Origin of the sequence: Pseudoflavonifractor sp. An85 (assembly GCF_002161235.1) — a bacterium.
Classification (GTDB): Bacteria; Bacillota; Clostridia; order Oscillospirales; family Oscillospiraceae; genus Enterenecus.
On the sequence record NZ_NFHE01000037.1, the window covers coordinates 1 to 22936 of the forward strand.

General features: G+C 52.6%; 13 protein-coding genes and 2 tRNA genes. 12 read left to right on the plus strand and 3 right to left on the minus strand.

What is annotated here, in order from left to right:
- Positions 1-265: 265 nt before the first annotated feature.
- A complete protein-coding gene (locus tag B5G37_RS12565; RefSeq protein WP_087258207.1) occupies positions 266-3559 on the minus strand; it encodes an SMC family ATPase in 3294 nt (1097 codons plus the stop codon).
- Positions 3556-4695: an exonuclease SbcCD subunit D gene (locus B5G37_RS12570; protein WP_087258211.1), complete on the minus strand. Its 1140-nt coding sequence runs from the start codon at positions 4693-4695 to the stop codon at positions 3556-3558. Before B5G37_RS12570 ends, B5G37_RS12565 begins: the two co-directional genes overlap by 4 nt.
- 147 nt (positions 4696-4842) lie before the next feature.
- Here B5G37_RS12570 and B5G37_RS12575 point away from each other — a divergent pair, with 147 nt between their 5' ends.
- Complete coding sequence (locus tag B5G37_RS12575; RefSeq protein ID WP_087258214.1) at positions 4843-5484, plus strand: lactate utilization protein; 642 nt, start codon at positions 4843-4845, stop codon at positions 5482-5484.
- A 109-nt stretch (positions 5485-5593) separates the two neighbouring features.
- Here the strand turns inward: B5G37_RS12575 and B5G37_RS12580 are convergent.
- A tRNA-Ser gene (locus B5G37_RS12580) sits at positions 5594-5684 on the minus strand.
- Between the two features lie 336 nt (positions 5685-6020).
- On the opposite strand from B5G37_RS12580, the gene glgB reads away from it, so the two are divergent.
- The 11 genes from glgB to B5G37_RS12635 all read left to right on the plus strand — a co-directional run bounded on the left by glgB (position 6021) and on the right by B5G37_RS12635 (position 21777).
- Positions 6021-8003: a 1,4-alpha-glucan branching protein GlgB gene (gene glgB, locus B5G37_RS12585; protein ID WP_242962887.1), complete on the plus strand. Its 1983-nt coding sequence runs from the start codon at positions 6021-6023 to the stop codon at positions 8001-8003.
- Positions 8004-8049: 46 nt separating this feature from the next.
- Complete coding sequence (locus B5G37_RS12590; RefSeq protein ID WP_087258220.1) at positions 8050-9240, plus strand: glucose-1-phosphate adenylyltransferase; 1191 nt, start codon at positions 8050-8052, stop codon at positions 9238-9240.
- A gap of 15 nt (positions 9241-9255) precedes the next feature.
- Complete coding sequence (glgD, locus tag B5G37_RS12595; protein WP_087258223.1) at positions 9256-10374, plus strand: glucose-1-phosphate adenylyltransferase subunit GlgD; 1119 nt, start codon at positions 9256-9258, stop codon at positions 10372-10374.
- Positions 10371-11801, plus strand: coding sequence for a glycogen synthase GlgA (gene glgA / locus B5G37_RS12600; RefSeq protein WP_087258226.1), 1431 nt, complete (start codon positions 10371-10373; stop codon positions 11799-11801). The genes glgD and glgA overlap by 4 nt, the downstream gene beginning before the upstream one ends.
- Positions 11802-11921: 120 nt before the next feature.
- A complete protein-coding gene (locus B5G37_RS12605) occupies positions 11922-14327 on the plus strand; it encodes a glycogen/starch/alpha-glucan phosphorylase (RefSeq protein ID WP_087258229.1) in 2406 nt (801 codons plus the stop codon).
- 33 nt (positions 14328-14360) lie between these two features.
- Positions 14361-16196 carry a glycoside hydrolase family 13 protein gene (locus tag B5G37_RS12610; protein ID WP_087258231.1) on the plus strand — a complete coding sequence of 612 codons (1836 nt, stop codon included), beginning with the start codon at positions 14361-14363 and terminating at the stop codon, positions 16194-16196.
- Between the two features lie 12 nt (positions 16197-16208).
- Complete coding sequence (locus B5G37_RS12615) at positions 16209-17120, plus strand: ROK family glucokinase (RefSeq protein ID WP_087258234.1); 912 nt, start codon at positions 16209-16211, stop codon at positions 17118-17120.
- A gap of 44 nt (positions 17121-17164) precedes the next feature.
- Entirely contained in the window at positions 17165-18427 is a 1263-nt protein-coding gene (locus B5G37_RS12620) for a glucose-6-phosphate isomerase (RefSeq protein WP_087258237.1), read from the plus strand.
- 174 nt (positions 18428-18601) lie between these two features.
- Positions 18602-19501 carry a hypothetical protein gene (locus B5G37_RS12625; RefSeq protein ID WP_087258240.1) on the plus strand — a complete coding sequence of 300 codons (900 nt, stop codon included), beginning with the start codon at positions 18602-18604 and terminating at the stop codon, positions 19499-19501.
- Positions 19474-21642, plus strand: coding sequence for a polyphosphate kinase 1 (gene ppk1, locus B5G37_RS12630; protein ID WP_242962888.1), 2169 nt, complete (start codon positions 19474-19476; stop codon positions 21640-21642). The genes B5G37_RS12625 and ppk1 overlap by 28 nt, the downstream gene beginning before the upstream one ends.
- Positions 21643-21692: 50 nt before the next feature.
- Positions 21693-21777, plus strand: a tRNA-Leu gene (locus tag B5G37_RS12635).
- Positions 21778-22936 lie beyond the last annotated feature (1159 nt).

The following is a 22936-nucleotide window of genomic DNA, read 5'->3' on the forward strand; positions in this document are numbered from 1 at the left end:
TGCCAGCATTTTTTCGAGGAGTTGCAGCCCGCTGCATGCATAATCGGGTCAAAGGGCGACCCGATTCCACACTGGCGGGCTGAGAAGTGTTTTTTTCGATGCACATGTCCCCGAAAAAAACAGATTTTAATTTATTTCCCCGCCTCCGGGCGGGAAAACTCTGCCGAGGGCTTTTTTAATGATGCAAGAAAATATATCCTTCTTGCATGCACATGAGGTTTTTTGACAGTCTGAAGCGGCAGAGCATACGCTCTGCCGCTTTTTCTCATATCAGCAGTTCTACGTGGCTTCCGCCGGTTCGGTCCTTGCGCACCACCACTTGCTTGTCAATTTTCTCTTTGAGTTCCGCCACATGGGAGATGATGCCCACCAGCCGATTCCCTTGGGCCAAATCCGCCAATGCCCCAATGGCTTGGCGCAAAGCCTCCTCGTCCAGAGACCCAAATCCCTCATCCACAAACATGGTGTCCAAGCGAATGCCTCCTGCTGCAGACTGCACTTCATCGGCCAATCCCAAAGCCAGGGCCAAAGACGCCTGGAATGACTCGCCACCGGACAGGGATTTCACACTGCGCTGGGAACCGTTGTAATGGTCAATGACATCCAGTTCCAAGCCGCTCTGACTGCGGTTGTTTTGCGCCTCCACCCGCCGCTTCAGCTCATAATGTCCCCCAGTCATGGCCATCAAGCGCACATTGGCCCGCCGGATAACTCCATCAAAATAGGTCATCTGGATGTATGTCTCCAGCGCGATCTTCTCCTTGCCTTGGAGTGTTCCGTTGGCGGTATTGGAGAGGATTCGCACCCAGGCGTATGTCTTTTCCAACTCCGCCAGGTCCTTGGCCCGCTCCTGCATCCGTTTCAACGCCGAAGTGTTGGTGGTCAGGCGGGTGTGGATGTCTCGTTGGGCACGCTCCAGCTCTCCGCGCTGTTGGGTCAGTTGCAGGCGCAGAGCTTCTCCAGCGTCCAAATCTTCTTCCGGCTGCTCCTCCAGCAGCTTGTTGAGCTGTTGCGCCGCGGCATCCACTCCAGCCAATTCCATTCGTTGCGCAGATAGACGCTGCTCAGCCTCTTTCCACGCCCGCTCCAATGCATCCTGCTGGGCTACTAGGACCTGCAGCTGTTTTTCCGCTTCCGCCTGGTTGGAATAAGTAAGCCTGGATTCTAATTGTACAATCTGACCCTGTACGCTTTCCTTTTGACCCTCTGCCGCCGCCATCCACACCCGGTAGGAGGAAATCTTCTCCTCCAATTCCCCGACCCTTTGCTCTGTTTGAGGAATTTCCTGTTTCAGGCGATTCATACGCTCCAGCTCAGCTTCCATCTGCTTGAGTTCCGTCTGGCCTCGCTCGTGTCTCTCATAAGCACCCCGCAACTCCAGTGTCACCTGTTCCATAGCTGTGTTCAACGTACCATCCGGCCACTTCTCCTGCACCTGACGAGAAATCCGCTCCTCCAACTGGGTCTTTTGTCCCTTCCAGCGACTTTGCGTCAAATCCAGTTCTGCCAATCCCTGTTCCATCCTTTTTTGCTGACCCTGCAATTCTATAAGAGCCTGTTCCCCGTCCTGGATCTCCCGGGCCAATGTTCCCCGCAGGGAGAGACTCTGCTGCGTAGCCTGTATGTCCTGCCTTAACTGGACAAGCTGTGTGTCAACCCGCTGGATGCTTGTCTGTAGCTGCTCCAATACGTGTTCCAGCGCCGGGGCTTCCACGTATGTCTCCATGGCATCCAGCAACTGACGAATCTGCTGCTCCCAAGCCGCTTTCCGCTTCCCCGCCTCCAAACTACATTCTTGGGCCTTCTGTTGGGCTTGTTCCCAATCAGTTTTTGCCTGTTTGAGCTCCGCTTCGGTGGGAGCATGAGGTGACAGCTGGGCCAAGGTTGGATGATGGATGGAGCCGCACACCGGACAAGGTTGCCCCTCTTCCAGCCCTTGGGCCAATAGGCCCGCCTGCTCCTCCCAAAAGGCACGCTGTAGACTGGAATACAGCTGTTCCTGTTGTACCACCTGCTTCCACGCCTCTTCATAGACTGTTTGGGCCGATTTCACATCCTGTTGGGTAGAAAGACAGAGCTCCCAATCCTTTTCCAATCGGCGCAAGGCTTGCTGGGTAGCTGTCACCTCCTTTTGCCCTTGGAGCAGCCGTTCCAGCTGGGCTTCTATCCCGTCCAGCGCCGCGTGAGCACTGGTCTTTTGCGCTAAAAGCGCCTCCTGTCGGGCTACAGCCTGGGTCTGTTCCTCTAACTGGGACAAAAGCTGCTGACGCTGCTGTTCCAGCTTTTCGATTTGACTGGAGACATTCTGATATTCTTCCAGTTCCCCTCGCAACACCTCCAAGGCGCCCATTTGTGCAGCAATATCCGCCTGGAGCCGAAGCATTCGCTCTCGCTGGGCTGGAATTTTCTCCAGATCCTTCCGCTCCTGCTGCATCTGTTCCAGGCGTTCCCGCTGCTCCTGAACGTCCCCTTGGGATACTTGATAGGCCACCTGGCGCTCCTGAATCTCACGATCCATCTGTTCCAGTTGGAGACGCAGCTGCTCCAGCTGTTGGTACGTGGGCAATGCACTCTCCAGTTCCGCCCGTTCCCGACGCAGCTGCTCCCGTTGGGGCTCACGCTGGTGTTCCTGTTCCCACATTGTCTGAGCCTCTTCCAGTCGAACCCATACCGCTTCTCGTTGGTTTAAGGTCTCGGACAGCTTCTCTTGGGTCTTTCTCCGTTCCTCTCCCCGGGCCAGACGAGCTGTTACCTCTTGCAGCTGTTGATCCAGCCGTTTCAGTTCGGCATTGCAAGCAGCATCGGCCTTTTGATCCTGGTGGATGAGGGCTGTTGCCAGTTCCACTGCCTCAGCAAAGGGAAGTTCTCCCCCTTGGGCTTGTTGGCATTGGGAGTACAGTAGATTGTCTGGCTCACACTGTATGCCACTTACATACTGCTCTACACTGGCCCGAGCAGTATCACACTGCCGTTGAAGCGCCGCCGTCTCCTGCTTCAATCGCTCTTGAAAGAGCATATAGGGGCGGGTTTGAAAAATTTTGCGGAAAATCTCCTGTCGGCTTTTGGTATCCGCCAGCAACAGTTTGAGGAAGTCTCCTTGGGCAATCATGGCAATCTGGGAAAATTGGCTGCGATCCAAGCCGATGATGGATGTGATCTTTCCCGTTACTTCTCGAGTTTTGGTCACCACCCTGCCGTCAGGTAAAAACAGTTCTGCCTCCGCCCGCTGCACGGTGGTGCCGCTACCACGCTTAGCAGGGCGCAGATATTCCGGGTTACGCCGAACTTTGTAACGCTCTCCCCCGTAGGAAAATTCCAACTCCACCTCGGTGGGGGTATCCGGCTGAGCATATTTGGAACGAAACATGGAAGGGTCTCGGTTTTCTCCACTGGGCTCTCCATACAGTGCATAGGTGATGGCATCAAAAATAGTAGTTTTCCCCGCTCCGGTATCTCCGGTGATCAGGTAGATGCCCCGTTGTCCCAGCCGCTCCAGATCTAACTCCACCCGCCCGGCGTAGGGTCCAAAGCCGGTCATGGTCAATTTCAATGGTCTCATGCCTCATCCTCCCACACACGTTCCATCAACTTTGCCGCCAAATTCCGCTGGTACTCCTCCATGGGTTGTCCATTTTGGATAGCATAGAACTGTTCCATCCACTCCAGTGGAGTTTTGGAGGGAATGTCTGTGGCAGCTTCCAATTGTTGCTGGGCCCGGGTCCGTCGGTTGTCATAGTCCAGCTTCATCAAATAGGGATAGATCACCCGCAGCTTGCTCATTCCGTCGGGAATGTCCTCCTCATCCTCCAAGGTAATGTGTACGTAGTCCCGGGGATAGCTGGTCCTCTGGTAGAACTCTCGGAACGTCAGCTGCTCATAAGTTCCCCGCAACTCCACCAGGTCCCGTTTGGGCGCAAGAGGCACCGTGCGCACCGTAGTTTTCCCTTTCTCTCCCAGTTCCACCACGGTCACAGATTTTTGATGCTTGACCTCGGAGAAGGAGTATTTCAGCGGAGTGCCACAATAACGCACCGTCTCTTTCCCCACCGATTGAGGCCCGTGTAGATGCCCCAAAGCCACATAGTCGAACCCGTCCAATACCGACGCATCCACCTGATCCGTTCCACCCACAGAGCGTTCTTCCGAGTCACACTGGGCTGCCCCTGTGACGAACTGATGGGTCACAAGCACATTGCGCTGGGTCTTATCCACCATCATGGCGTCCACCGCCGTGCGCACGGCATCGGTATAGTCCTGAATGTCTGCCTGGGGAAAATACCGCCGCACATGCACCGGCTTGACAAAGGGAAGTAAATGGATGTGCACTGTGCCGTGCTCATCCTCCATAATATATTTGGCCGCTTCCCCGTGATACGCCGGAGCAATGTGAATTCCGCTCTGATCCATCAATCGTCCCCCGAAGGCCAGGCGCTCGGGAGAGTCATGGTTTCCGCTGATGAGAAACACCTGAAGCCGTCGCTGACTCAGCGCCACCAAAAACTCATCCAGCAATGCCACCGCCTCCGCCGAAGGCACGGATTTATCATACACATCTCCGGCCATCAGCACTCCATGGGGACATTCTCTATCTACAATCTGTATAATTTTATCCAAAATATACTTTTGGTCGTCAATCATTGAGAACTCATTGACCCGTTTTCCCAGGTGTAAGTCCGAGATATGTATGAATTTCATGGTTGTGTACTCCTCTACCGGCATTTCATTAGAGCCTGATTATACCACACATGGAAGGTTAATCTCTACCCGTATATCCCTTGACATTCACTTCACTCTATGGTACTACCGTAGTAGATCATTGCACACAAGAAGGAGAGATACACCATGAAAAACAGCAACCCCGTGGCTCAGGTCCGCGAGAAAATGATTCAGCGCACCATGAAGATGTTGGAGCACAACAATATGGCAGCTCACTATGCTCCCACCATTCAAGATGCCCAACAGCTGGTCAAACAGCTGATTCCCCAAGGGGCAACGGTAGCCTGCGGCGGCAGCATGTCTCTGCAGGAAGCCGGTATCATGGAAATTCTGCGCAGCGGCGATTATACCTTCTGGGATCGTGAGGCAGTGGACAGCACCCAGCAAGATGAAATCCTACGCAAAGCCTTTTTTGCAGATTATTACCTGTCCAGCAGCAATGCTGTGACCGAACAGGGCGAGTTGTACAATGTGGACGGCAATGCCAACCGGGTGGCTGCTCTGTGCTTTGGCCCCAAACATGTAATCTGCGTGGTGGGATACAACAAGATTGTACCTACCTTGGAGGATGCCAAAGAGCGGGTTGAGGCCATTGCCGCTCCTGCCAATACTATTCGCCTGCAGCGGGATACCCCCTGCGCCGTCACCGGGCACTGTGAAAACTGCCACAGCCCCCAGCGCATCTGCTGCACCACAGTCATTCACCAGCAGCAGCGGGAAGCCGGACGCATTCATGTGATCATCGTCGGGGAAGAATTGGGATATTAACCAACACACCCACCAACACCGGCTCATGGAGAGTCGGTGTTGGTGGGTGTTTCTCTTAGACTGGCCCAAAATGTAATAAAGACCCGAACGCTTGCGCATTCAGGTCTTTTGGCGGAGACGGTGGGATTCGAACCCACGGACGGTTTTACCCGTCAAACGATTTCGAGTCGTTCTCGTTATGACCACTTCGATACGTCTCCAAATGGTAAGTCGAAAATTGTTCGTAAGCTACATCGTAGACAGAACAATTTACTTTCAGTAACTTTTATAATATACATGATTGTTCCGCAAAAGTCAACGTTCTTTTCACAGCTCAACAATTATAGTAAGAATATGGTATAACTTTTCGTTTAAGTCGTAGTGTCGTAATCATTTCTTGACAGAAACAACACATTGTATACTAAAAGTATATACACTTTCTTTTACTTTTTTGTGCACCTTGACTTTATCAGCTTGTCGCAGTATAATGAAAAACACAAATCGTACCAAAGAATTACTACCTCATGAGTTGTTCGAGGAATTGGGAGGCATACACCTTGAAACATACCGATCATCTCCAAGATGCCCTTGCCCGGTTCAGCGCCGGAACAAGTAGCGATGCCTATCGTTTTATGGGCTGTCATCGAGAAGTACATAACAAAAAAGAAGGTTATATGTTCCGTGTTTGGGCCCCCCATGCACGCTCTGTCCGGGTTTTGGGCCGATTCAACGAATGGGACGTCGACGCTCCTGTGATGAAGCAGATCGGCAATGGAATCTGGGAACAATTTGTACCAGAGGCCCAGCCTTACGATGAGTACAAGTATTACATTGAGCGTCCGGATGGCTCCTTTGTCTTTAAGAGCGATCCCTATGGGGTACACACCTGCACCCGCCCGGAAACCGCCAGCAAAATCTATGATTTGGATGGCTTTGCGTGGACCGATGAGGAGTATCGTGCCCAGCATGCCGGTCAAAATCCGCTGACCAGCCCCATCAATATCTACGAGTTGCATCTGGGTTCTTGGCGAAAGCATGCCGACGGGAACTACATGACCTATGCAGAGTATGCCAAAGATTTGGTGAAATACGTCAAAGATATGGGATATACTCACATCGAGCTGCTTCCCATCAGCGAATATCCCTTTGATCCTTCTTGGGGTTATCAGGTCACCGGGTACTACGCCCCCACCTCTCGTTATGGCACCCCCAAGGACTTCATGGAGTTTGTGAACATCTGCCACAACGCTGGCATTGGCGTCATTTTGGACTGGGTAGGCGCCCACTTCCCCAAGGATGAGGCCGGCTTATACGAGTTTGACGGGGGTTGTTGCTATGAGCCATCCGATCCCCTACGCAAAGAACATCCCGACTGGGGCACTCATATTTTCGACTACGGTCGGTATGAGGTGCGTTCCTTCCTGATCTCCAACGTGGTCTATTGGCTGGATGTATTCCATGTGGACGGCATCCGCGTGGATGCTGTGGCTTCCATGCTCTATTTGGACTACGGACGGCGGGACGGAGAGTGGCGCCCCAACCAGTTTGGCGGCAACACCAATCTGGATGCGGTAAAATTCCTACAAGACATGAGTGCGGCTGCTTTTGAGTTCAAGCCCACCGCCCTGATTATTGCTGAAGAGTCCACTGCCTTCCCCATGGTCACAAAGCCTGGGTATGATGGCGGACTTGGTTTCAACTTCAAGTGGAACATGGGCTGGATGCACGATATGCTGGACTATATGTCCACCGATCCTCTGTTCCGTAAGGGCAGACACAACAACATCACATTTTCTTTGACCTATGCCTTCTCTGAGAATTTTATTCTCCCCCTCTCCCATGACGAGGTGGTTCACGGGAAGTGCTCTCTGCTCAACAAAATGCCGGGCACCTACGAAGAAAAGTTTCAAAACCTCCGGGCGTTTTACGGCTATATGATGACCCATCCAGGCAAAAAGCTGGTATTTATGGGTGGAGAGTTCGGTCAGTTTATTGAATGGGATTTCACCAAGGAGCTGGATTGGTTCCTTTTGGAATATGATATGCATCGCCAACTGCAAGACTACGTCCGTGATTTGAATCACTACTACCTGGCCCATCCTGCCCTGTGGCAGAATGACAACGATTGGCATGGCTTCCAATGGATTGCCTGCGATGACAATAGCCAGAGTGTGATCTCCTTCCGGCGTGTGGATGCAAAGGGCAACGAGGTCGTGGTTGTTTGTAACTTCTGCCCCGTTACCCGTGAAAAGTACTGCATCGGTGCAGCCAAGGCGGGCACCTATATTCCGGTATTGTCCAGCGACGACGTGAAATATGGTGGAACTGGCACCCAACTCAAGCCGGTCAAGGCCAAGGCCAAGCCCATGCATGGATTGAAATATTCCATCGAGCTGACCCTTCCGCCTCTGTCCACGGTGTACTATGAGCGTGAGGCTCCACGCAGAACCCGCAAGACTGCCGACGGTGTCCCCACTGCTAAGGTACGCAAGACCAGAACCACTAAGAAAAACTCCGCTGGAGGGACTTCCAGCAAATAACCATCGCATACTTCAGCGAGGAAAGATGAATTAGGGGGGCTTCACTGTGATCGAACGAAAAAAAGAGTGCATCTCCATGCTCTTGGCCGGTGGCCAGGGCAGCAGATTGTACGTCCTGACAGAAAACACTGCAAAACCCGCCGTTCCGTTTGGCGGCAAATATCGCATCATTGACTTTTCTCTCTCCAACTGTGTCAACTCCGGCATTGATACCGTGGGTATCCTCACTCAGTATCAACCCCTGGAGCTGAACGACTATATTGGCAATGGCCAGCCTTGGGACCTGAACCGCAACTTTGGTGGCGCTCATGTGCTCCCCCCTTATACCAAGACCAAGAACAATCAGTGGTATAAAGGCACTGCCAACGCCATCTATCAGAACATTCCCTTCATCGAGCGGTATCAGCCCGAGTACGTTCTGATTCTCTCCGGCGACCACATCTACAAGATGGACTACAACAAGATGTTGCAGTTCCACAAGGAAAAGGGTTCCGAGTGCACCATCGCAGTCATCAACGTGAGCATGGAAGATGCCACTCGTATGGGCATCATGAGCACCGACGAGAATCAGGCCATCGTGGACTTTGAAGAAAAGCCCGCCCATCCCAAGAGCACTCAGGCCTCCATGGGTGTGTACATCTTCACTTGGTCCGCTCTGAAGAAATATCTCATTGCCGATGAGGCAGACCCTGAGTCTGAGAACGACTTTGGTAAGAACGTCATCCCCGCTTTCCTGCGGGACGGCCGTCCTATGTACGCCTATCCCTTCGAGGGCTACTGGAAGGACGTGGGCACTCTGGGCAGTCTGTGGGATGCCAACATGGATTTGTTGGACCCCAACGATCCTCTGCGCATGCGCGATCCCCACTCCAAGATTTATGCCAGAAACTATGCCAGTCCCTCCACTTCCATTTCTGCCTCCTCTAAGGTTTCCAACTCTTTCATCACTGAGGGTTGCCGGATCAAGGGCACCATCGAAAACTCCGTGTTGTACACCGGATGCGTGGTGGAAGAGGGCGCAACGGTCAGCGGCACCGTTCTGATGCCCAACACCATTGTCCGCAAGGGCAGCACCGTCAGCTACGCCATCGTTGGCGAGCAGTGCGTCATCGAGGAGAACGTCACCATTGGTGCACGTCCTGAGGATTACCTGGGCAAGGATTGGGGTATCAGTGTTGTGGGTCACAAGAAAACTATCCCCTCTGGCACCGTCATTAAACCCAAGGAAATTGTTTAAGGGGGGCTTACAAAGATGAAAATGTGTGGAATTATTTTCTCCGAGATGTACTCGGACGAGCTGAATGCATTTACTCATGACCGCAACATGGCCGCTATTCCCTATGGCGGACGTTACCGCTTGGTGGACTTCGCCCTGTCCAACATGGTCAACTCAGGTATCACCAGCGTGGGCGTGCTGGCCAAGCAGCACTATCACTCCCTGATGACTCACCTGGGCAACACTCAGGAGTGGGATTTGAACCGCAAAAACGGCGGTCTGCAAATCCTTCCTCCCTACGCTAGTGAAGGGCTGAACCAGTCCAACCGCGGCAAGCTGGACGAGCTGCGCAACGCCTTGGACTTCCTGGGTGAGGACACTTCTCCCTACGTGGTGATGGCCGATGCCCATGTGATTTGCAACATGGATTACCGTCCTGTTCTGGAGTCTCACATCAACAGCGGCTGCGACATCACCGTTGTTGGCACCAAGAACGTGCTGAGCGACAATGGAACCTACAAGGCTGTCATCCAGGCCGACGAGAACATGCGTGTCACTTCTTATGCGCTGGACCACACCCCCCAGCCCGGCGATTATTGCGGCATGAGCATGATGATCATTGATCGCCAGGTTCTCATTGACACCGTCACCGAATTCACCGCCCGTGGCATCTACTTCCTGGAGCGTGACTTCATCCAGAGCCGCTTTAACTCTAGGGAGCTGTCCATCAACCTCTATAACTTCACCGATCCCGTGCTGCGGGTCAACAACATTGAGAGCTACTTCAGCAGCAACATGGCTTTGTTGGACGAGCACATCAGTGAGGCTCTGTTCCGTCCCGATCGTCCCATTTATACCCGTGTCAACGACGAAGTTCCTTCTCATTATGGTATGGACTGCAATATTTCCGACTGTATCATCGCGGACGGCTGCATTCTGGACGGCAATGCTGAGAACTCGGTGATCAGCCGTGGCGTGCGCATTGCCAAGAATGCCACTGTGAAGAACTGCATCATCATGCAGGGCAGCGTCATCGGAGAGGGTGCCACGCTGGAAAATGTCATTGTGGATAAATGGGCCACCATTTCCGCCGGCAGCCAGCTCAAGGGCTTGGCTACCGCCCCTGTGATCATTCGCAAAGGAGTCACCGTATGAAAATCCTCTTTGCAGCCAGTGAGGCAGCCCCCTTTATAAAAACAGGCGGCTTGGGCGATGTGGCTTCTGCCCTGCCCAAGGCACTCAGTGCGGATGAACATTCACAGGTTGCTGTCTTTCTCCCCTACTACAAAGCCATCAAGGATAGCCCCAGATGGGACATTGAATTTCTCTGTCATTTCCGAGTCCCTCTGTCCTGGCGCAGCGTCTATTGCGGGGTGTTTCGGGCCAAGGACACCGCAAAGAATCTCCAGTTTTATTTCATTGACAATGAGTACTACTTCTATCGGGATTCTGCCTATGGCTATTACGATGACGGCGAGCGGTTTGCTTTCTTCTCCAAGGCGATTCTGGAGTCCCTGCAGTATTTGAATTGGTATCCGGATGTAATCCATGCCAACGACTGGCAAACTGCTATGGTTCCGGTCTTCCTGCGTGCATTCTACATGGGGATTGAAAGCTATCAGCCCATCCGCACCCTGTTCACCATCCACAACATGGAATATCAGGGCAAAGCCCCCGAGAGTTTTGTGGATGAAGTTCTGGGCCTGCCGGAAGACTGGCGAGGCACCACCCAATTTGATGGCTGTACCAACATGATGAAAGCAGCCATTCTGGTCTCTGACCGGGTAAGCACAGTCTCCCGCACCTACGCATACGAAATTCAGGACCCCTACTACGCCCATGGTCTGGATGGCGTACTCCGTCACCACAGCTATAAACTCAGCGGCGTAGTCAATGGCATTGATACCGAGGTGTTCAACCCCGCTACCGATCCCCTCATTCCTGCCAACTACACCGTCAACCAGCTCAACAAAAAGGTGCAAAACAAGCGCGCCCTCCAGGAAAAGCTGGGGCTAGAAGTGCGGGATGATGTGCCCATGGTCATCATGATCACCCGTCTGGTGTCCCACAAGGGTGTGGATCTGGTGCAGGCTGTCATGGAAGACTTAATGCAAGATGATATCCAACTGGTCGTGATCGGGACCGGTGAGCGTGGTTACGAGGACATGTTCCGTGCTTACGCCGCCCGTTTCCCCGAAAAAATGTCGGCTAACATTGTCTTCGACAACAAATTGGCCCATGAGACCTATGCAGCTGGCGACTTGGTGCTGATGCCTTCCAAGCAAGAGCCCTGCGGCCTCACTCAGCTCATTGGTATGCGCTATGGCACCGTTCCCATCGTCCGAGAGACCGGCGGACTGTATGATACTGTGCCTGCTTTCAATCCTGAAACCATGGAAGGGCGCGGCGTCACCTTTAAAAGCTACAACGCCCACGATATGCTGGATGCCGTGCGTCGCGGCGCTGCTCTCTTCCACGACGCCAAACGGTGGAAAGCTCTACAAAAAAATGACATGAAATTTGATAGTTCTTGGAATCAGTCCGTTCAGGAGTATTGGCAAATCTATCGTTCCATGTTATAATGAAACCGTGTTGCTCTACCGACCACAGCTTGCCCAGCAGGCTGTGGTCGTGTATGGGTAACACGGTTTTCAAATCTTTGTGGGGGCCTGTGTAACCCACACCGGAGGAGTTCAGTTTACATGGATCAGAAACAGATTATCGCAAAACTGGAAGAGACCCTGTTACGACGCTACGGCTGTCACTCAGACACCGCCTCTCCCCAACAGATCTACCGCAGTCTCTGCCACCTTGTCAACGAGATGTTGGTGGAAAAAAACACACACTTTAACCGCAAGGTCCAAAAGGAACAGGACAAGCAGGTATACTACATGTCCATGGAGTTCTTGGTTGGCACCTCTTTGCGGAACAATTTGTATAACCTCGGTCTGGAAGACATGTTCACCAAAGCCCTGGACAAGTGCGGCATTGATATCCACGACCTGTATGAAATGGAGCCGGATGCCGGTTTGGGTAACGGCGGCTTGGGCCGTCTGGCCTCCTGCTATATGGATTCTGCCACTACCTTGGGCATTCCCTGCACCGGTTACTCCATCCGCTACGAATTCGGCATCTTCAAGCAGAAGATCATTGATGGTTGGCAGATGGAGTTCCCCGATGACTGGCTGAACATGGGTGATGTCTGGCTGGTGCCCCGGGAAGACGAGGCTGTTGAAGTCAAGTTCGGCGGCGAGGCTCACGGCTGGGACGACCACGGCAAGTATCGTGTGGCACACGTCAACTATCAGTCCGTGGTGGCCGTGCCCAACGATATGTACATCTCCGGTCACGATACCGATGCGGTGAATAAACTGGTACTGTGGAGCGCCAAGTCTCCCCACAGTTTTGACATGTCCGCCTTCTCTCGTGGCGATTATGCCAAGGCACTGGAAGGTGACACCATGGCCGAGGTCATTTCCAAAGTCCTGTACCCCGCCGATGACCACATTGCCGGTAAGCGTCTGCGCCTGCGTCAGCAGTATCTGCTGGTCTCCGCCTCGTTGCAGACCATTCTGCGCAAGCATATGCGCACCTACCGCAGCCTGGACAATCTGGCTGACAAGGTGTCCATCCACATCAACGACACCCACCCCGCCCTGTGCGTACCCGAACTGATGCGTTTGCTGGTGGATGAGTATGAGTATGGATGGGATGAGGCCTGGAAAATCACCTGCAACACCCTGTCCTACACCAACCACACCGTCATGAGCGAGGCTCTGGAGCGCTGGAGCGAGAGTCTCTTCGCCGAGCAGATGCCCCGGGTGTACCAGATCGTGTGCGAGATCAACCGCCGCCTGGTGGAGCAGCTACGTAGTATGTACGGCAATGATATGGGTAAAATCAATTACATGGCTGTCATTGCCAACGGTGAGATCCGCATGGCCAACCTGTGCCTGGCGGCCTGCCACAAGATCAACGGCGTGTCCAAGCTGCACACCGAAATTCTCAAAGAGAGCATTTTCCGGGACTACTACCAGATGCAGCCCCAGCGCTTCCTCAACGTCACCAACGGTATCGCTTACCGCCGCTGGCTGTGCCAGTCCAACCCCCAGCTCACCGCCCTGCTCAAAGAGCTGATTGGCGACGGCTTTGTCAAGGATGCCACCCAGCTGGAAAAGCTGATGAAGTATCATGACGACGCCAGCGTGCTCAGCCGTCTCCAGGAAATCAAATTGGCCAACAAGCAGCGCCTCAGCGACCTCATCTTGCAGCGCAATGGCATTCAGGTGGATCCCAATTCCCTGTTTGACGTACAGATCAAGCGTCTGCATGAGTACAAGCGTCAGCTGCTCAATGTGCTGCAAATCCTCCACATGTACCTGGAGATCAAGGCCAACCCCAACGCACCCTTCCAGCCTCGTACCTTCATTTTTGCCGCCAAGGCCTCCGCTGGCTACATCATGGCCAAGCAGATCATTCAGCTGATTTGTGCGGTGTCCCGTCTGGTCAACTCCGATCCTGTGGTGCGTGACAAGCTGAAAGTGGTCTTCATGGAGGATTACAACGTGTCTCTGGCTGAAGTTATCATCCCTGCGGCTGAAATTTCGGAACAGATTTCCATTGCCGGCAAGGAAGCCAGCGGCACAGGTAATATGAAACTGATGATCAACGGCGCCGTTACCCTGGGCACGTTGGATGGCGCCAACGTGGAGATCCGGGAGCAGGTGGGCGACGAGAACATTGTTCTCTTCGGTCTGCGCACCCCTCAGGTCAACGAGCTGTGGCACCACGGATACAATCCCCACGTATACATTCACAACGATCCCCAACTGCAAGCTGTGATGGATCTGTTGCGTGCCGGATTCTCCAACATGCACTTTGACGATATCGTCAATTCCCTGATTACCAACCACCGTGGCCCGGCTGACCCCTACATGTGTCTGGCCGACTTCCACGACTATGTGCGGGCTCAGAATGATGTGTCTGCACTGTATGGCGATTCCCGCCGCTTCACCAACATGTCTCTGGTTAACATCGCCAAGGCCGGTCTCTTCTCTTCTGACCGCGCTGTCAACGAGTACGCCAAGAACATCTGGCATTTGAAATAATCATATTATCCTCATGGTCTGGAGTTTTTATGGATGAATGTCGCATTTAATTGCCTATCAGAAGAATTCAAAACCCCGTTCGGCTGTGTGCGGGAAAATCAGCCCTGCCACCTGACCGTAAAGGTGCCGGAGTATTATGCCGTCAGCGGTGTGGAAGTGATTTTGACCACGGACACCGCCTACGGCATGCGGGTATCCTTTGAACTGACAGGGACACAAGATGGCTACCAGATCTACAAAACCCAGTTCTCCCTCTCCCGATGTGGACTGTATTTCTATCACTTCTGCTGCCAGGGCGGTCAGGGCCCCTTCCATGTGTATCGGTGTGGAGAGACAGACACCAGCATCAATCAGGGTGACCTCTGGCAGCTGACCTGCTACCCTGTGGATTTTCATCCCCCGGTGGCATATGCAGGCGCGGTGATGTATCAAATCTTCCCTGACCGGTTCTGCCGTGTGGGCTCCTGTGACCTCACCGACAAGCTGCAGCCCTATTGGGTCCACGATAACTGGACAGACACCCCCCATTTTCTTCCCAATGAACAGGGTGAAGTGCTCAACAACGACTTCTTCGGTGGTAATTTTCAAGGCATTCGCTCCAAGCTTTCCTATTTGAAAAGCCTAAATGTGGATGTGATCTATCTTAACCCCATATCCATGGCGTTTTCCAACCATCGGTATGATACCGCCGACTACCTTCGCCCCGATCCCATGTTGGGAACCCAAGAGGAGTTTGCTGCTCTGTGCCGGGACGCCCATAAACTTGGTATGAAAGTCATTTTGGATGGTGTATTCTCTCACACCGGGAGCAACAGCGTCTACTTTGACAAAAACCATGTGTTTGGACACGGTGCCCTCAGTGACCCCAACTCTCCCTACCGCAGCTGGTTCGATTTTCAGGAGTACCCCAACCGATATACCTCCTGGTGGGGCATTGACACCCTTCCCTGTGTCAACGAGATGGACCCAGCCTTCTTGGAGCACATCATCACAGGGACAGACAGTGTGATTGCCCACTGGTTGGGGTTGGGCGCCGACGGCTTCCGCCTGGATGTAGCCGATGAGCTTCCTGACTCTTTTATCGCCTTGTTCCGGAAGCGGCTTAAGGAACTCAATCCAGAGGCATTGTTGCTGGGTGAGGTATGGGAAGACGCCTCCAATAAGATCAGCTACGGGGCACGACGCAAATATTTCTCCGATGGAGAACTGGATTCCGTGATGAACTACCCCTTCCGCAGCGCTATTCTCTCCTTTATGGCCCACCCGGATGCCAACAGTTTCCGAGTGGCCGTCATGTCGGTGGCGGAGCACTATCCCCAGGAAGTGTTGCACTGCCTGATGAACAGCCTTTCCACCCATGACACCCCTCGCATTCTCACCTTGCTGGGTGACTCCTTTGAGGGCTCAAAGCAGGAAAAGGCTCAGCGTTTCTTGGATGGAGACAAGAAGCTTTGGGCTGTTCGGCGGGAGTGTGCTGCCGCAGTGCTACAATTCACCCTCCCTGGTATGCCGTGCATCTACTACGGAGACGAGGCAGGGCTGGAGGGCTTTGAAGACCCCTTCAACCGCCGCTGCTTCCCCTGGGGAAAGGAACTGACGGAACTGCAAGAGGTTTATCAGGCACTGAGTAAACTCAAAAGTAGCTATCCAGCTCTCAAACGCGGAGATATTTACTTTCCAAATTCCGGTGCCACTGTCATTCACTTGGTTCGTACCTGGGAACATCAGCACATTCACACCTTTGTCAATGGCGGTTCAGACCCAGTTACGATTCCCATCACCGGACAATTACTCTTCCAATCTCACGCAACCAAAGAGAAGCGACTGTTGCACCTGGAATCCTGGGGTGCAGCAATCATGATAGAATAGGAGTTGAAAGAGATGAAGCAAGTTTGTTTTGGCGTGGATATCGGCGGAACCTCTGTCAAGCTGGGCTTGGTGGACTCAGAGGGTCCCCTGCTCCACAAAAGCGAGTTCGATTCTCCCCGCGATCCTGTTGCCATGTTCGACCGAATTGCCCAAGAAATTGAGCAGGTCAAAGCCCAATTTGATGACTGTGCTTTCGTGGGCGCTGGTGTAGGCGTACCTGGCCCCGTCTTCAACCAAGAGGAAGTCAAAGGTTGTGTCAATCTGGGTTGGGGCGACATCAATGTGGCCACCGAGTTGTCCTCTCGTACCGGCCTGGTGGTAAAGGTGGAGAATGACGCGAATCTGGCCGCCTTGGGAGAACTGTGGCACGGAGCTGGCAAAGGTCGCAAGAGTCTGGCCATGCTCACCGTGGGCACCGGCATTGGCTGCGGCATCATTGCCAACGGCCAAATTATTTCTGGCGCCAACGGTGCAGGCGGCGAAGCTGGACATATGCCCATGAGCTTCCACCAGGACTGGCCTTGCTCCTGCGGAAAGACCGGTTGTCTGGAGGTCACTGCCTCCGCCACCGGCATCATCAAAGCCGCCCGGGAATTTCAGCCCTTTAAGGACATGGAGAAGGTAACCGCTAAGGACGTGTTTGATGCCGCCAAGGACGGCAACCAACAGGCCCTGGAGGTCATCCAGACTGCTGCCAAGGCTCTGGGTATGGCCACTGCCATGATTGGATGCATTGTCAACCCCGAAATTTTCATCATTGGTGGCGGCGTTTCTGCCGCAGGCTCCATTCTCATGGACCCGGTGGTGGAAACCTATCGCACGCAGGTGTTTTCTGCCGCTCGTTCCGCCACCTTTGCCCTGGCTCAGCTGGGCAATAACGCTGGCATCTACGGTGGGGCCGGACTGTTTTTCTACCAAGGTTAATCCCCCTATATGGGTGAAATCATAACACAAGGAGTGTACACACTATGTTGCAGTTGGATTTGTCAAAGTTGGAAGGATTCGTTTCTCAGGAACAAGTATCTGCTATGGCCGATGAGGTCGCCGCTGCGCACGCCAAGCTGTATGACAGCACTGCCCCCGGCTCTGACTTTACTGGATGGGTTCGTCTTCCCGAGGCCTATGACAAGGAGGAGTTCGCCCGCATCCTCAAGGCCGCAGAGAAGATCCGCTCCGACTCCGACGTGCTGGTTGTCATCGGCATCGGTGGCTCCTACCTGGGCGCTCGTACCGCCCTGGAGATCTTCCCCTCCAACGGTCCCGAGATCTGCTTTGTGGGTTGCTCCCTCAGCCCCAATGAGACCAAAAAAGTTATGGATCGCATCGCCGGCCGCAACTGGTCCATCAATGTGATTTCCAAGTCTGGCGGCACCATTGAGCCCGCCATCGCCTTCCGCGTCTTCCGTGAGCTGCTGGAGAAGCAGTATGGCGCTGAGGCCAACAGCCGCATCTATGCCACCACCGATAAGGCTCGCGGTGCTTTGAAGTCTGTGGCTGATAAGAATGGCTGGGAGAGCTTTGTGATCCCCGACGAGGTGGGTGGCCGTTTCTCCGTGCTCACCGCTGTGGGTCTGCTGCCCATCGCCGTGTCCGGCACCGACATCAACGAGCTGATGGCTGGCGCTGCTGAGGCCATGGAGAAATATGACCTGCGCTCCATGGACAACCCCGTGTGGCAGTACGTGGCTGCCCGTAACCTGCTTTACCGTCAGGGCAAGAAGATCGAGATCTTCTGCAACTACGAGCCCTCCTACACCTTCTTCGGCGAGTGGCTCAAGCAGCTGTTCGGTGAGTCCGAAGGCAAGGATGGCCTGGGCATCTTCCCTGCCAGCGTCCAGCTCACCACCGATCTGCACTCCATGGGTCAGTATATCCAGGACGGCGAGCGCATCCTCTTCGAGACCGTTCTCTATGTGGATGACACCGGCTGTGAGATTACCGTGCCCTACAGCGAGGATGACGGTGACAACCTCAACTATTTAGCTGGCAAGCCTCTGAGCTTTGTCCGCGAGATGGCCTTCCAGGGCACTCTGGCCGCTCACCACGATGGCGGCGCCCCCGCTATGGTGTTGCGCAGCCCCAAGATGGATGCCCGCACCCTGGGTGAGCTGTTCTACTTCTTCGAGCTCTCCTGCGGCATCAGCGGTCATGTGCTGAAGGTCAACCCCTTCAACCAGCCCGGCGTGGAGGCTTACAAGAAGAACATGTTTGCTCTTCTGGGCCGTCCCTAATCCACACATAAAAAACTCCTCTGGGTACTCTCTTGTCCCCAGAGGAGTTTTTACATATTCTTTACAAAAGGCGACAGGAAATCCTTACAAAGATTTTGTAAGGTAATAAAAGTGGTGTATTGCGCCATGATTGGCTTGGAATACTAACCACGAGGATTGACGAGGAGGATTTTCATGAAGCATGCAGTGATCGATATTGGTTCTAACTCCATGCGTTTGACCGTATATTCCGTAGAAAAAGATAGCTTTACCATCCTGTTCAAAGAGAAGATCATGGCTGGTCTGGCCAACTACATTGAGCACGGAACCCTCACCGAGGAGGGTATTCAACGCGCCGGAGCTGGATTGAATTCTTTTTCCAACACGCTCAAGCATCTGGAGATCGGGAATGTGTCCGCTTTCGCCACCGCTTCTCTGCGCAACGTCCACAACACCCAGCAAGCAACTGCAGCTCTGAGCGAAATGGTTGGCTTCCCCATCCAAGTACTCTCCGGTGAAGAAGAAGCCACCTACGGCTATGTGGGGGCCATGCAGGATGTGTCCATGTCCAGTGGCTTGTTCATTGACATCGGCGGCGCCAGTACCGAGTTGGTGGAATTTGAGGATGGAAAACCCAACCAAGCCATCAGCTATCCTATCGGATCGCTGAAACTCTATCGGGACTGCGTCAAGCGTATTTTGCCGGGAGATGGCTCCTATACCCGTATGGAAAAAGCGCTCAAACGGGAATTGGGAAACATGCCCGCCCCCAAGGCTCCTTATACGCAAATTGCAGCTGTCGGCGGCTCTGCCCGTGCCGCTTTGAAGTTAGCTCGAACCGTCTATCAGTTGCCTCACAGCTGCCGCACCGTCACTGCCGACCAGCTTAATGAGGTGTTTTCTATGCTGCGTTCCGACCAACGCACAGCCACCGATTTGATTTTGAAATCAGCTCCTGAGCGTCTTCACACGCTCATCCCAGGACTGATGATTCTTCGCCATATCGTCAAAACCTTTGAAGCCAACGAGGTCATCGTCAGTCGTTACGGTGTCCGGGAGGGGTATCTATGCCAGAAAGTGCAGTCAAAACTATGAAGAAAGATTACAGCTACACCCAAAACCGAGAGCTGAGCTGGCTCCGCTTTAACCGAAGAGTTCTGGAGGAAGCTGCCGACAACACCGTGCCGTTATTGGAACGACTGAAATTCATCTCCATCTTTACCAGCAATTTGGACGAGTTCTTCATGATCCGCGTGGGAAGTCTCTTCGATTTAGCCGCCATTTCCACCAAAGAACGGGACAACAAAAGCGGCATGTCCCCTCTGGAGCAGCTGCGCAGTGTATATGACACCATCCCCCCTCTCATTGAGCTGAAAAATCACCTCTATGAGTCACTCTGTCAACAACTAGCCGACGATGGAATCGTCGATGTGGCTATGGATCAGCTCACTGAGAGCGAGCAGCAGTATGTCTCTCGGTATTACACCGCCAATCTGCTCCCCACCCTCTCCCCTCAAATTGTAGACTCCCATCATCCTTTCCCCCATCTGGAAAACAAGCGTCCTTACATTTCCCTTCTTCTACGGGAGAAAAAGGATCGTCTTTCCCTGGGCTTTGTTCCCATGCCTGCATCGGCACCTCCGTTCTTAATGCTCCCCAATTCCAGTGGACGGTACATCCGAATGGAAGAAATTCTCCTTCACTGGGCTCCCTCTCTGTTTGAGCGCTACAAGGTTGTGGACAGCTGCGTCATCTGTGTGACCCGCAATGCAGATATCAGCTTTGATGTGGATAAATTCGAGGACACCACCGAGGAGGATTTCCGCAACCACGTCAGCAAGCTACTTCATATGCGTGGCAAGCAGTCGGCTGTACGCCTGGAGGTATCTCGCCCCATCTCCCAGTCCTTCAGCGACGTATTACGGGGACGATTGGATTTGGAGCCCCACCAGGTATATGTAGACCGCGCGCCGTTGAACATGAGCTATGTTTTTCCTCTCATCAACCAGTTACCCGCGGATGTCAGCGAAAAACTTCTCTTCCCCCCCTATCACCCCCGCCAGCCCGAGGATCTCAATCCCAAGCAGAGCATGATCCAGCAGATTCAGCAGCGAGATCGGCTGCTCTTCTATCCTTTTGATTCGGTTAATCCTTTCCTTCAGCTTCTTCAGGAAGCCGCCGAGCGTAAAGATGTGATTGCCATCAAAATCACTATCTATCGTCTGGCCTCTTCCTCGAAAATTGCACGCACCCTCTGCCGCGCCGCAGAGAACGGCAAAGAAGTTACCGTTTTAATGGAGCTGCGTGCCCGATTTGACGAAGCCAACAATATTGCCTGGTCCAAAGCCTTGGAGGAAGCCGGCTGTCGCGTGATCTACGGCGTGGAAGACTACAAATGCCACAGCAAGATTTGTCAAATTACCCTGCGCCGCGGAGATGCTCTGAACTATATCACCCAGATTGGCACAGGAAACTACAACGAAAAGACCTGTGCTATGTATACAGATCTGTGTTTTATGACTGCAGACAAGCAGATTGGTCTGGACGGCGCAGCCTTTTTCCGTAACATGCTAGTGGGTAATCTGCATGGCGACTACCAACGTCTACTGGTCTCCCCTCACGGAATCCATCAAGCGCTCATCGACCACATCGACGAGCAAATCATCTTGGGACACCAGGGCTATATCTGTATCAAGGCCAATTCCCTTACCGAGCGTGCCATCATCGACAAGCTCCAGCAGGCCAGTCAAGCCGGTGTCGAAGTGCAGCTGATCCTCCGAGGTATTTGCTGTATCCGCCCTGGTATTCCCGGCAAAACGGAGAGCCTGCACGTCACCAGCATCGTGGGGCGCTACCTGGAACACGCCCGTATCTACTGCTTTGGTCGTGGGGATCAAGCCCAGTACTTCATCTCCTCTGCGGACTTGATGACACGAAACCTGCTACGGCGTGTTGAGATTGCCTGTCCTATTTATGACCCGCAAGTAAAATCTCAGCTGGCCTGGATCCTCCGTACACAGCTCCTGGATAATGTCAAGGCCAGTTCTATGCTCAGTGACGGAAGTTATCTGAGAAAAACCAGCACCGTATCCCCTCTCAACAGCCAAGAAGAGTTTATGAAGACTTCTTCTCACACTGCTCAAGCTACGGACGCTCCCATCAAAACTGTTCGTCGGCCCTCTCTATGGGCGCGTCTTAAGGATCGAATTCCCTGGACCATCACAAGAAAGTATTGAATTTTCCACCGTTTTGTGCTATACTTCATACTCGTAGTCCCCACAGACCTGCGGGTATGATGGAATTGGTAGACATGCGAGATTTAGGTTCTCGTGAAGCAATTCGTGTGGGTTCGAGTCCCACTACCCGTACCATGTTATCCCAACGCTATAGATGCCGTAGGCGCAACGCCTACGGCATCAACCGTTTCCGGGATTTTTCCTCTCAAAATCCCACCGAAAATTCCATAGATGCCAACGGCCTGTTTCCCTCAACTAGTGGAGATGTGCCCACTGGAAAATCACGCACAAGATTTAATGTTTCTTTTTCATGTGAATGATCTGATATAGTATATAAAGAATATATAATAGTTCAAATAAAAAGCACACGCCTATTACTGTTTCCCTTACCACATCATTCTGGATAGACACGCTAGCATAATAGGACAAAAATACACATACAAGCACAAACGCCGATAATATTATATTCTTTTTATTAATTAGCTCACCAAATTTGTTTCTCATTTGTATCACCCCCAAATTTTTTCTTTTAAACCCTACCAAAATCACACGCTGTCATAAATCTGAAAAAGAACCCTGCATCCATAGACACGTAATTGCTGGGCATCTGCACTGCACAAGTTCCATATGTAGCTGTCATTTTCTTTCCTTCTCTTGAATCACCTGTGTAATAAAGCCAATTTGTTCCCCACATTTTATCCTTCATACGTCAGCACTCACACCTAGCTCTACTGTAACCGCATTTAGCTATTACACAGAATTATGTACTCTTATATTACCATTTACGAGTTGTGTCAGAAATACAGCGCCAGTTTTGCAATGAAGGAGATTCAAAATGAATCTCCTTGCCACAAAGGTGTTGCCATTCGATTTGATGACCGAAGTGGATTTCATACCCACTAAACAATTTCTCGTTTTTACATCCTCACAGACTCCAAGTTTCTCCTTTAACCGACGATTATCTCACTTTTATTATTGGAATTTCAATAAGGCTGCGATATAATACATCGTAAAGGGTGCATCAAGGGGATGTGGTGTAATATGGAAGTACAGAACATTGTAAAGCTCATTGACGCTGTGCCAATAACAGAGCAAACAGTCATTACTCAACTCAAGCACGTAGAGGACGACGAACCATACCAAGTGTGGAGCATCGATACGGGCACCACACGATACTATAATGGTCTCATAAATTAAGACACTTTTTCGGACAATTTTTAATGAATCTGATATACTAAAATCAATACGAAAGAGAGGATTCATTACTATGTCCAGACAAAGAAGAAGTTTTAGC

Coding starts and splice junctions, on each gene's coding strand:
- B5G37_RS12565 (WP_087258207.1), bottom strand. CDS start 3,559: ATGAGACCATTGAAATTGACCATGACCGGCTTTGGACCCTACGCCGGG.
- B5G37_RS12570 (WP_087258211.1), bottom strand. CDS start 4,695: ATGAAATTCATACATATCTCGGACTTACACCTGGGAAAACGGGTCAAT.
- B5G37_RS12575 (WP_087258214.1), top strand. CDS start 4,843: ATGAAAAACAGCAACCCCGTGGCTCAGGTCCGCGAGAAAATGATTCAG.
- glgD (WP_087258223.1), top strand. CDS start 9,256: ATGAAAATGTGTGGAATTATTTTCTCCGAGATGTACTCGGACGAGCTG.
- glgA (WP_087258226.1), top strand. CDS start 10,371: ATGAAAATCCTCTTTGCAGCCAGTGAGGCAGCCCCCTTTATAAAAACA.
- B5G37_RS12605 (WP_087258229.1), top strand. CDS start 11,922: ATGGATCAGAAACAGATTATCGCAAAACTGGAAGAGACCCTGTTACGA.
- B5G37_RS12610 (WP_087258231.1), top strand. CDS start 14,361: ATGAATGTCGCATTTAATTGCCTATCAGAAGAATTCAAAACCCCGTTC.
- B5G37_RS12615 (WP_087258234.1), top strand. CDS start 16,209: ATGAAGCAAGTTTGTTTTGGCGTGGATATCGGCGGAACCTCTGTCAAG.
- B5G37_RS12620 (WP_087258237.1), top strand. CDS start 17,165: ATGTTGCAGTTGGATTTGTCAAAGTTGGAAGGATTCGTTTCTCAGGAA.
- B5G37_RS12625 (WP_087258240.1), top strand. CDS start 18,602: ATGAAGCATGCAGTGATCGATATTGGTTCTAACTCCATGCGTTTGACC.
- ppk1 (WP_242962888.1), top strand. CDS start 19,474: ATGCCAGAAAGTGCAGTCAAAACTATGAAGAAAGATTACAGCTACACC.